The sequence below is a fragment of the Tardiphaga sp. genome, assembly GCF_025356345.1.
Classification (GTDB): domain Bacteria; phylum Pseudomonadota; class Alphaproteobacteria; order Rhizobiales; family Xanthobacteraceae; genus Tardiphaga.
This window is the reverse complement of sequence record NZ_JANXTC010000246.1, coordinates 1-10,702: the sequence shown is the minus strand read 5'-3', so window position 1 is coordinate 10,702 and position 10,702 is coordinate 1. Positions and strand designations below refer to the sequence as shown.

At 59.1% G+C, this 10,702-nt stretch carries 11 protein-coding genes and 1 pseudogene; 6 read left to right on the top strand and 6 right to left on the bottom strand.

From position 1 onward, the window contains the following. Nucleotides 1-288 precede the first annotated feature (288 nt). Entirely contained in the window at nucleotides 289-1,632 is a 1,344-nt protein-coding gene (locus Q0S16_RS14975) for an amidase (protein WP_295849596.1), read from the top strand. Between the two features lie 153 nt (nucleotides 1,633-1,785). On the opposite strand, the gene Q0S16_RS14970 is transcribed toward Q0S16_RS14975, so the two are convergent. The 6 genes from Q0S16_RS14970 to Q0S16_RS14945 all read right to left on the bottom strand — a co-directional run bounded on the left by Q0S16_RS14970 (nucleotide 1,786) and on the right by Q0S16_RS14945 (nucleotide 5,615). After that, a complete protein-coding gene (locus tag Q0S16_RS14970) occupies nucleotides 1,786-2,262 on the bottom strand; it encodes a MarR family winged helix-turn-helix transcriptional regulator (protein WP_295849593.1) in 477 nt (158 codons plus the stop codon). 171 nt (nucleotides 2,263-2,433) lie between these two features. Further along, nucleotides 2,434-2,913, bottom strand: a complete 480-nt coding sequence (locus Q0S16_RS14965; protein ID WP_295849591.1) for a TIGR02444 family protein — start codon at nucleotides 2,911-2,913, stop codon at nucleotides 2,434-2,436. 60 nt (nucleotides 2,914-2,973) lie between these two features. After that, entirely contained in the window at nucleotides 2,974-3,582 is a 609-nt protein-coding gene (locus Q0S16_RS14960; RefSeq protein ID WP_295849589.1) for a UbiX family flavin prenyltransferase, read from the bottom strand. A 99-nt stretch (nucleotides 3,583-3,681) separates the two neighbouring features. Then, on the bottom strand, nucleotides 3,682-4,917 hold the full coding sequence (locus Q0S16_RS14955; protein WP_295849586.1) for an amidohydrolase family protein: 1,236 nt from the start codon (nucleotides 4,915-4,917) through the stop codon (nucleotides 3,682-3,684). Further along, nucleotides 4,901-5,263, bottom strand: a complete 363-nt coding sequence (locus Q0S16_RS14950) for a hypothetical protein (protein ID WP_295849583.1) — start codon at nucleotides 5,261-5,263, stop codon at nucleotides 4,901-4,903. The genes Q0S16_RS14955 and Q0S16_RS14950 overlap by 17 nt, the downstream gene beginning before the upstream one ends. Next, nucleotides 5,250-5,615: a Rieske 2Fe-2S domain-containing protein gene (locus Q0S16_RS14945; RefSeq protein WP_295849581.1), complete on the bottom strand. Its 366-nt coding sequence runs from the start codon at nucleotides 5,613-5,615 to the stop codon at nucleotides 5,250-5,252. The genes Q0S16_RS14950 and Q0S16_RS14945 overlap by 14 nt, the downstream gene beginning before the upstream one ends. 430 nt (nucleotides 5,616-6,045) lie before the next feature. Here Q0S16_RS14945 and Q0S16_RS14940 point away from each other — a divergent pair, with 430 nt between their 5' ends. The 5 genes and pseudogenes from Q0S16_RS14940 to Q0S16_RS14920 form a co-directional block, all read left to right on the top strand. After that, nucleotides 6,046-6,801, top strand: a complete 756-nt coding sequence (locus Q0S16_RS14940) for a class II aldolase/adducin family protein (protein ID WP_295849579.1) — start codon at nucleotides 6,046-6,048, stop codon at nucleotides 6,799-6,801. 116 nt (nucleotides 6,802-6,917) lie between these two features. Beyond that, nucleotides 6,918-7,946 carry an ABC transporter substrate-binding protein gene (locus Q0S16_RS14935; protein WP_295849576.1) on the top strand — a complete coding sequence of 343 codons (1,029 nt, stop codon included), beginning with the start codon at nucleotides 6,918-6,920 and terminating at the stop codon, nucleotides 7,944-7,946. Nucleotides 7,947-7,988: 42 nt separating this feature from the next. Beyond that, nucleotides 7,989-9,431, top strand: a complete 1,443-nt coding sequence (locus tag Q0S16_RS14930; RefSeq protein WP_295849574.1) for a UbiD family decarboxylase — start codon at nucleotides 7,989-7,991, stop codon at nucleotides 9,429-9,431. Next, nucleotides 9,383-10,240, top strand: a complete 858-nt coding sequence (locus Q0S16_RS14925; protein ID WP_366517832.1) for an ABC transporter ATP-binding protein — start codon at nucleotides 9,383-9,385, stop codon at nucleotides 10,238-10,240. The genes Q0S16_RS14930 and Q0S16_RS14925 overlap by 49 nt, the downstream gene beginning before the upstream one ends. After that, a pseudogene (locus Q0S16_RS14920) lies at nucleotides 10,237-10,702 on the top strand (hypothetical protein); the annotation flags it as partial. The gene Q0S16_RS14925 and the pseudogene Q0S16_RS14920, both read left to right, overlap by 4 nt.

Here is a 10,702-nt window from a genome sequence, read left to right as displayed (position 1 = left end):
TGCTTGCGTCCGTGCTGCACTTTTACTCCGGCCAACCGCTGTAAAATCTCTCCGGCGTTGACAGATGCGCTTGATCAGAGTTATCGCGTCAGTTCAATGAACAGATCAAACTGCACTGGACGCAATCAGAAGGCCAGCGGTGTGCGAATCAGTTGATAGAGGCATTGAATCGCTAGTCGATCATCGGCTTCAATGCTGCGTCGCGCCTCTGCACTGGCATGGAAGCGAGCTGCAAGGTACGCTCTTGCTGTAGGCTCGATCCCAATAATTCCTTTCTGGGAAATCTGAATGTCAAACTCCGCGTCACCGTCTCTGATTTCATATCAGGCTGCCACCGAAGCGTTCCGGTCTGGAACGGATACACCGCGCGAATTTCTTGAGCGTGCGATTGACCGTCTTGAGGCTTTTGAGCCGACCTTGCGGGCATTTGCCCAGTTATCGCTGCCGCGCGCGCGTATCGCTGCCGACGCTGCCACGGCGCGATGGCGCGATGGCCGTCCTCTCTCACGCATCGACGGGATGCCAGTGGGCATCAAAGACGTGATCGAGACGTTCGATATGCCCACTGGCATGGGGTCCCCGACCCATGACGGCTACCGGCCGTTGCGGGACGCAGCCTCCGTGTATGCTTTGCGCGATGCTGGAGCGGCTGTTCTGGGCAAAACGAAGACAACCGAGTTTGCTGGCGGATATCCCACCGACACCCGCAATCCTCACGATCCGCAGCGCACCGCTGGAGGCTCTAGCGCTGGTTCCGCGAGTGCAGTGGGTGCCGGAATTCTGCCGGTGGCGCTTGGCACCCAGGTGATAGGCTCTGTACTGCGTCCCGCCGGCTTCTGCGGCGCGTTCGGCTATAAGCCGACCTACGGCGCGATCAACCGCGGAGGCAGCCATGACTTTCAAAGCCACAGCTGTATCGGCGTGATCGCGGCAAGCCTGGCAGACCTCTGGTGCACGACGTACGACATGGTGCAACGGTGCGGAGGAGATCCAGGCGAACCGGGCCTGATCGGAGCGGAGCAACTGGCCGGGCCGTTCAAGCCGAAACGCCTGATCCACCTGGAAACTCCGGGCTGGCAGCTCGCGACCGTCGAAGCGCGCCAGCAACTTGAAACCAGACTTGCCGCATTGAGCGCAGCCGGTGTCGAGATCGTTACTCGCCGCAGCGATCCGGCGGTCGACGCGCTGGAAACTTCACTGAACGACATTTTGCAATTCGGTTATGACATCATCGGCTACGAATCGCGCTGGCCGTTGAAAAGCGTTGCTTACCGCGACCGTATGGGGGTGAGCCCCGGCGTGCTGGCTCAGATCACTAAATCCGATGCTCTGGGCCTTGAGGGCTATCGGGCATTGCTGGCGCGACGCGTGGCGCTACGTGCGGAATTTGAACAGCTTGCGGCGACAGCCGACGCCTTCATTACGCTGGATGCCTTGGGTGCTGCGCCGAAAGGTATCACCTACACTGGAAATGCATCGTTCAATGTGGCCGCATCGGTCCTGGGCACGCCCGCGCTGACGCTGCCGGTCTTTGCTGACGAGGGCATGCCGCTCGGACTGCAGTTGATCAGCGGGCAACACACTGATCACAAGCTTTTTGCTATTGCCCGCTGGGTTCTCACCGCTGATTGATGACTGCCAAGGGAGCTACTTTCGAATCGGCCCAAAAGTCTTCTAACGCACGGGGGTGCGTTGCAGCGCGTCTGTCCTTGGTGAAGCTCTTTCTGTTGGTTTGGAAGGTGCCTATGAATCGACCAACGCGCGGAAGCTGTGACGTTGCACGGCCTAATCGTTGTCCGATTCAAAATTCTCCATCAGAAGTGCGAGCGTTTCGAAGAGTGCGCGGACTTGTTTTTCGTCCATGCCGCGGCGGGCGCGCGCGTTGGTGTCGGACACGCATTTCACCAGTTTGTCTTTGGTCGCAAAACCGGATTTGGTCAGGAAAACGTTGACTTTGCGGCGATCCTCGTCGTTTCGCACCCGACGGATCAGCTTTTTTTGTTCGAGCGACATGAGGTTTGCCGTCGAGGTCGCAGGCGTAATCCCGATCCGGGCGGCCAATTCGACCTGGGTGATCCCATCGGCATCCCATAAATACTGCAGATGCTGAAATTCGCCGAAACTGACGCCAAGCTGCGCCAGCTCAAGAGTAAAAAAGCGACTGTAGATTGCGTGCGCATCTCTGAGCAGACGCCCCACAGCCATGTAAGGTGTCTTGTTGGGAGCTTTCGTCACGCGCAGGGGCAGGGGCGACTTCGACATCTGGTTGTTGATCAGTCATGCGCAAGGATGGGCTAGAGAACATGCAGTACAAGTGGCGATAGCGTCTGAAATAGGCGCGATTAAATGCAGTGTCCAGTCCTTCGGCAGAGCCTCCATCGTAGGCAGGGAGGCCGCGCCGGCGCGGGACTCGCCCAAATCTGTTGGCTGATGTCAGAGCGCAGCGGAGGCCGCGACGATAACGTCGATCGATGCGGCGATGGCAGGACCAGTGTCGCCTCTCAGCGCCAGCAAGGTTGCGATCTGTCTGTGCAACTCAATGACCGGCGTATTCTGTGGAGGAGCTGAAGTCGTCGGTTGTCGCTGCAGCCATGCAGCCAGCATATCGTTTTCGATTCTCTCGGCGCAAAGTTCGCTGGCCTTGATTTGCGCGCGCAGCGTCTCGGTGGCGTCGTTTGGCGCCGGCTCCGGCCCGGTCTTCAGGTCGGTACGCAACTGCCGAAGCCGATCGATCACAGTCTCCCGCCAAGGCCGGCAATGAGCCACCATCGCATCAAGATCGGAGGACGATAACGGGATGCCGCGCTGCGCTGCGAAGGCCGTCATCAGCACCAGGATAACGTCCGCGCCGGCGTCGTCTTGCAACCGCAGGCAGGCCTCGGCGACGCCTGGCCGCTCATAGATCCGCAGCATGAAGGACCAGCTCTCGCCGGCGAGATCGCTGTTCGGAAGGGGCATCGCCGTCACGATTGCTCAGGTGCTCTCATGCTTCCCGTCCAGGTCTCGACCGCTGGCGGGCAGCAGGCCGTTCCAGCGATCGACGACGGCCCCGTCGATGTCGAACAGGTCGAGCACCCGGCCCAAGGTCTGATCGACCATTTCCTCGAGGGTCTTGGGGCGCGTGTAGAAGGCAGGCACCGGCGGATAGACAATCGCGCCGATCTCTGTCGCAGTCACCATCGCGCGCAGGTGACCCAGATGCAGCGGCGCTTCGCGGACCATCAGTACGAGTCGCCTGCGCTCCTTGAGAACGACGTCAGCGGCGCGCGTCAGCAGCGACGACGTGACGCCGGTGGCGATCTCTGCGAGGCTCCGCATGGAGCAGGGGGCGACGACCATTCCCAGCGTCTGGAACGAGCCGCTGGAAATGGTCGCGCCAATATTGTCGGGTTGGTGCACGACATCGGCCAGCGCAGTGACGTCGCTGACCTTCAAGTTCGTTTCCTGTGTCAGTGCGATCTTCGAGGATCGGCTCATGACCAGATGGCTTTCGACATCGGTTTCCTTGAGCAACTGCAGGAGCCGTACGCCGTAGATAGCGCCCGATGCCCCGGTGATTCCTACAATCAGGCGCCGTCGCATTGAAGCAGGCCGCATTGTCAATCGATACTCCATCACTTCGGAAGGCCCGGGAGCCTGCTTCACGACATCAGTTCGGGAGCGCTTCTCCGGACCGTAGGCTTATTCCGCGGCAGACACCATGGACCGGCGGCGAAGCTTTTCCGCAGAGAATACCGGATCGAGGTTGAACAGTTTCTGGGCGTTGCCGCCGAGAATATCTCTCTTCGACTGTTCGTTGAGAAACGGAAGATCATAGATCGTGCTTGGCAGATCCATATCCCAATGCGGGTAATCGGACGAATAAAGCAACTGTGACTTCGCATTGATCATTTTGAATGTGAGCTCGAGAGCCTCACGGTTGTCCACCATTTCCATCGGCTGGGACGTGTAGAACATCTCGCGCATATAGTCGCTTGGCTTGCGCTTCAGCAGCGGAGCATCCGAACTGCGCATCATGTATTCATTGTCGAGCCGCTGCATCAGGAACGGGATCCAGGCCAGCCCGCTTTCGATCCAGACTGTTTTGAGCTTCGGAAAACGTTCCGGCATGCCGTTGACCAGCCAGTTCATCATGTGGACCATGTTATGGAGCACGAAGCCCAGAGCATGGACCGAGATAAACCGGTTTGTCAGCGACATCATGCTGTCGCCCCAAGTATAGGCAGCATGGAAGCCGATCGGCAGGTTGCGTTCCTGCAACGCGGCGTACGTCTTGACGTAGGCATTATCGTGGACGCCCTTGTAGTGCGTCGCCGTGACCATGAAGCCGATCACGCCCTTCCGGTCACCGAATTCTTCGACCATCCTGTGACAGGCTTCTGGATCGTTGAACGGCAGATACAGCATTGACGTCAGCCGTGGCTCCTCCGCAAGGATATTGTCGCACAGCCATCGGTTGTAAGCACGCGCCAATTCGACTTCGACCTGAACCCGCGGGCAAGTAGAAATGTTCAGCATCGGAGTGGGAAACATGCAGGCCATGTCGACTCCCATCGCGTCCATCCAGCGCCGCATCAACGTAATGTCGCGATGGATGGTCAAGGGCACCTTTTCGGATTTGCGCAGCGGATAGCGCAAAACTCGTCCGGCCATTTCCTGGTACGAGCCATCGACTGATGTAACGCCGCCGCGCGACATACCTTGATACTTCGCTTCCTGCCGCAGAACGGGGTCTTCGATATACTCCGCAATCTCGCCGAAAGCTTCCGTCTCGTAGTGATGGGAGTCCACGTCCACAATCAGGAAATCGTCATACCGCCTAGTCTGCGACTGTGCGTGCGCGTTGGCAAGGTGGGCTTCGGTGTCGAAGTTGAATTGTGAGAAATCTCCTGGCGCGACATTATTGGTGGATGTCATGACGGCTCCGTTGCTCTGCCTTGAGTTGCTCTGCGGGAATGCCCAGGCGTGACACGGCTTGCCACGCGGCAAGTTCGAACACAGCCAAGTTAGCGCTGTTCAGCATGGCGCTGCAGCCGATCACGACGTCCGTTGCGGTCACGCCGCTGTTGCGTCCGAACGGCTTCGGCATGCAGCCAGCTTGCGCCTTTTCCGCGAAAATCCTCAAGATACCGCCGTACATTTGGCCAAGCGCCTCATCGGGAACATCCTGCAGGCGGCTTTGCTCGATCGCGTTCACGCAGCGCGAAAAGACTTCGCTGGCCAAATCGTCAAAGCTGACGCTACCGATGTCAAAGCTCGACATAAATCGCTCCCTCGCGCAACACGATCTCGAATTTTTGCAATTTCAATTTGGGATTGCAGACATTCAGTCCGGTTTCGAGATGGTACTCATACCCATGCCACGGGCAAACGATGTGAATGTCGTTCTCGTCAAACCGCTGCCCGACGAACAGGCCGGCCGCGTCGATCACATCCACCACTTGGGGCAGATTCAGACCTTCGCATGCTGGGCCACCCTGGTGCGGACAAAGATTGCGGTAAGCGTAGTACTTTGCATCGCGATAGATGATCCCAATGTCCAACAAGTCTATCCGCACGATCTTGGTCTCGTTTTCTGCGATCTCATTCTGGTTGCAAACGAAGTGCTCTGGCATGTCGCGCTCCAATCATATGAGGCCATATGATATACGCGCGGCGCGAATGTCAACGTCGTTCTAAATCGCCGGATGCAATGCGTTGGACTTCAGCGGTGCGCGTGACGGCGCAAGAAAGAGCATTGCATGCTCAAAGAAAACGCTTGCGTGAATTTACATCATCTAGTTACATACATTATGTAGTTATTAGTTGTTGCGTTGCACTCGCAGCGGCATGCGGAGATTGCTCCTGGTGCATTGTACCAGCCGTGTCGCAGTCTGGTGGCCGCTCGCGCGCTATCGGACCGGGACATGATCGAAAGGCGCGAAAGCGGCGGGCCAGAGCGTTGCGCGTGCGACAGGTCGAGCGTCGTTTCAGCGTCCTCAACAATTACGAGCGGACAATGGTACGCGCGCCGTTGTCCATCTATCAACGCATGGGAGGCAGTGGGTGGCTAAACCTGACAATATGAGCGATGGCGAATGGCAGACGCGCGTCAATCTGGCTGCATGCTACCGGCTGTTGGCTGCCAGCGGGTTTCACGATCTGACTTACAATCATTTGTCTGCTCGGGTTCCCGATGCCCCTCATCTGTTTCTGGTGAAAGGCGACGACCAGTTGTTTGAGCAGGCCACCGCGTCCTCGCTTGCACTGTACGATTTCGATGGCAACCAAGTACGCGAGTCGCCGCACAAGATTAGCCGCGGCGGCGTCGTCATTCATGGCGGTATACTTGAGGCTCGCCCGGACCTAGCCGCCGTCTTCCATACCCATAGCCCTGCCAACATGGGCATCGCCGCCCAGAATTGCGGTCTGCTGCCGATCTCTCAACATGCCATGTTGTTCTACAACTGCCTGTCGACCCACGATTTTCACGGATTCGAGTTCGATCTTGCGAGCCGCAAGAGCCTGGTCGATGACTTGGGAAGCAACCAGTCGATGATCCTGCGAAATCATGGCGCGCTTGTCTGCGGACGGACGGTGGCCGAGGCGTTCTACCTGCACCATTATTTCGAGATGTCGTGCCGTTCGCAGATTGCGGCGTTGTCGATCGGAGGGATCGATAAGCTGATCATTCCGTCACCGGACGTTTGTGAGCATGCGGCCCGGCAGATGCAAAGCAAGGGCGTCGTTAAGGAGAATGATCGGGACTGGAGAGCGTCGTTTGCCTGGGCGATGACGATCGCTCCGGATCTCGCCTCATAGTCTGCAAGGATCGACAAAGCACCTCGCAGGACTCGCCCCCAACCAGCCTTGCCCCGAACCTTCCCTGAAACAAGTCTATGAGTGCCGTCCGTGCCGGACCACTCGGGAGAACCTCGATGCGAAACCTCTTCACCATCTCCTTACTGCTCTTGAGTGTCGGTTGTGCGTCCGCCGCCGACGTTGTGCGCGTTGCGGAGGGGCCGTTCGTCTCGGCGGGTGCCTTCTTCATTGCGCGCGACAAGGGATACTTCAAGAAGCTCGGCATCGAGATCGAAACAACGCGATTCGAAGATGGCGCGATGGCAATCCCGTCGATCGTCGCGGGTGAGATCGATATCAGCAACATGCCCGCGTCGGCCAGCCTGTTCAACTCGGTCGCCAAGGGAGCGCCGCTGATCATCATCCTGGACCGCGGCAACGACAGCCCGGAGCGCGCCTACACCTCGATTTCGGTGACCAAGGACATCGCGGAATCCGGCGTTCGCACGCCGGCTGACTTCGGCAAGCTCAAGGGCAAGCGCATTGGCGTGGCGGTGATCGGCAGTATCAATCAGTACAGCATGGCCCGTGCGCTCGAAAAGGCAGGGCTTGATCCGACCAAGGATGTCGAGTGGATCAGCAATGTCTCGCAACCCGACCTGATGAAAATGCTTGGCCAGAAGCAGATCGACGCTGCGGCGATCTCGTACCAGTTCAGCATGTTCGCGCAGAACAACGGGGTGGGACCGATGGTTGCGACCGGAGGCGATATCGAGCCCAACGCCCAGATCGCGACCTTTTCGGTGCGCAAGGACTTCCTCGCCAAAAAACGCGATGTCGTGGTGCGCTGGGCAATGGCCTATCTGCAAGGCGTCAAGGATTTCAACGCCGCCGCGGCTGATCCGAAGGGCCATGCGGCGGAAATCGACATCCTCGCCAAGAATACCGTGCTGAACAAGCCGGAACTGCTCGCCGCGATCGCCCCGCATTGGTCTGCCGTCAACAGCGACGGCGTGCCGAACGTCGACTCCATCATGGCGATGCAGGACTTCTGGAGCGCCCGATTCAATCTCGTGCAGCGCAAGGTATCGCGTGAGCAACTGTTCGATCTAACCGTTGCCAGCGAAGCACTAACGCGCCTGAAGGCCGAGCATCCGTTCGATTGAAGACCCGCCAACAGCCAGCCATCACCATTAAGGGCCACGTTCATGTACAGAGATCTTCGGGAATTCATCGACCAGGTCGAAGGCGTGGGCGCCCTGCGGCGTGTCCACGGTGCGGACCCGAAGTTTGAACTTGGCGGGATCACGGAGGTTGCTGCGGGCTCGCCGGATTGTCCGGCATTGCTGTTCGACAACATCGTCGGGTTTGGATCGGGCTACCGCGTCTTTTCCAATGCGACCACCAGCCCCCAGCGCGCCGCGCTTGCCTTGGGGATCGATCCGCAACTGCGCCCGGTTGACGCGTTGAAAACATGGAAGGAGAAGCGCGGCACCCTGAAGGCGGTCGCGCCGGCCATGGTCAAGGACGCTCCGTTCTTCGAAAACAGCTTTGAAGGCGATGACGTTGATCTCGGCAGGTTTCCTGTGCCGACGTGGCATCCGAAGGATGGAGGCCCCTACATCGGCTCCGGCAGTCTGGTGGTGACCGGCGATCCGGACAGCGACTGGATCAATGCGTCGATCTATCGAGTACAGGTGCACGGCAAGAATTTGGTGACCGTGCAGTTCGATCACCAGGGGCGCCATGGTGCCATCATCGCGCGAAAATACTGGGACGAGGGCAAGCCGTGCCCCATCGTCATTGTCAACGGCCAGGATCCCGCGTTGTTCGTCGCAGGTTTCGAGTATCTGCCCGAGGGCGGGTCGGAGTACGAATTCGCCGGCGCCATCAAGGGCGTGCCGCTGGACGTCGTCAGGGGGCCGAGAACCGGTCTGCCGATCCCGGCCTATGCCGAAATTATCATGGAGGGCATGCTGCTGCCTCCCTCTGAGATAACATTGCCTGAGGGACCGTTCGGCGAATTTACCGGTTACTATGCCGCGGACACCCGGCCGGCCGCGGTCATGCGGGTGGACGCCGTGTATCACCGGACGAACCCGATCCTGTTTGGATCTCCGCCGCTGAAGCCGCCGCGCTTCCACTTTGGATTGCCGATGCGGGCCGCGACCATTTGGGGCAATCTGGAAGCCTGCGGCGTCACCGACGTGGTCGGTGCGTGGCAGCATGTCTCGCAACTGATGACCGTCGTTGCGCTGAAGCAGCGTTATGCTGGACACAGCAAACGTGCCGCCCTGATTGCTGCGGCGAACAGTTACATGGGACGGCTTGTCGTGGTGGTCGACGAGGATGTCGATCCGTCGAACCTCGCCGACGTGATGTGGGCGGTGACTACGCGTTGCGAGCCATCCGAGGCAGTGGACATCGTGCGCAACGCATGGACATCGTCGCTGGATCCACGTCTGCTCCCGGCCGCGCGGGCGGCCGGCGCGACGTCCCACTCGAAAATGATCATCGACGCCTGCAAGCCGTTCTCGTGGATCAACGAATACCCCATCTCGTCGGCGCTGATGCCGGCGGAGGCAGCTGAGATCGAAGCCAAGTGGCGTCATGCGCTGTCGCCGGCCGCCTTTTGCGGGGTGCCAGAGTGAATATCTCGGTCGAGAATGTCCGCCAGGTGTGGCCCGGGCGTGCGGGCTCTGAAGTAGTCGCGCTCGCGGGAGTCAGCCACCATTTCAGGTCTGGCAAATTCTCCTGCATTCTCGGGCCCAGCGGATGCGGCAAGAGTACGCTGGCGCAAATTGTCGGAGGCCTGGAAACGGCGACGTCCGGCACGGTCACGATCGACCATCCTGATCGGCCGGGGCACGCCGTTCCGCTTGGATCGCAGTCCGTGATGGTCTGGCAAAACCAGAACCTGTTTCCATGGCGCACCATCCTCGAGAATGTGGCGTTCGGTCTGGAAATGGCGGGCATGCCGTTTGCTGAGCGCACAGACCGCGCCATGGCGTTGATCGCTTCCGTTGGGCTGCGGGGATTCGAGAAGCATTTCCCGCCGCAATTGTCCGGCGGCATGCGGCAGCGCGCAGCGCTGGCGCGGGCACTGATCATGGATCGTGGGGTGCTGCTGATGGATGAACCATTCGGTGCCCTTGATGCCCAGACCAAGATCGTCATGCAGGAGGAACTGCTGAAGATCTTTGAAGCCACCCGCAAGACGGTGATCTTTGTGACTCATTCGATAGACGAAGCCATTCTGCTTGGCGATGAGGTCGTTGTGATGACGGCACGCCCCGGCCGCATCAAGGAGGTCATTCCCGTCGACCTGCCGCGACCGCGGTCGTTCGATCTGGTGAGTACGCCGGCGTTCGGAAAATTGTTTGATCGCGCCTTCCATCTGATACGGGACGAGGTGACCAAGGCGATGGCGGAAATGAACCAGCCCGGCAGCACGACATGATCCAGATTTCAGACAAGCGGCTTCTGGCTGAACGGATTCTTCCAACCCTGAGTATTGTTGGGTTTGTCGCGGCTTGGCAGATTTTCGTCGACGTCCGCGAAATTCCGCCGATCTATCTCCCGGCACCTACCGAAATCGTCAAAACGCTGTGGGAAATGATCCTGGACGGATCGATTTTCGTCCATCTCGGTGTAAGCCTGCTGAGGATTTTTGCAGGCTTTCTGCTCGCGGCCGTCTGCGGGATCGTGGTCGGACTCCTGATGGGGATGTCGCGTATTTTTGAGCGCATCGCCGATCCCTGGATAGCGGCGCTGTACCCGTTGCCGAAGATTTCGCTGATTTCGGTTCTGATATCGCGAAGCTTCGCAAGCGCTTGCGCGCTGCGCCACAACGCGCGCCGAATTGTCGGCGCCGTACAATTTGAAAGTGTTGAAACTCGACTTGGCGCAATTACAGCGCGAT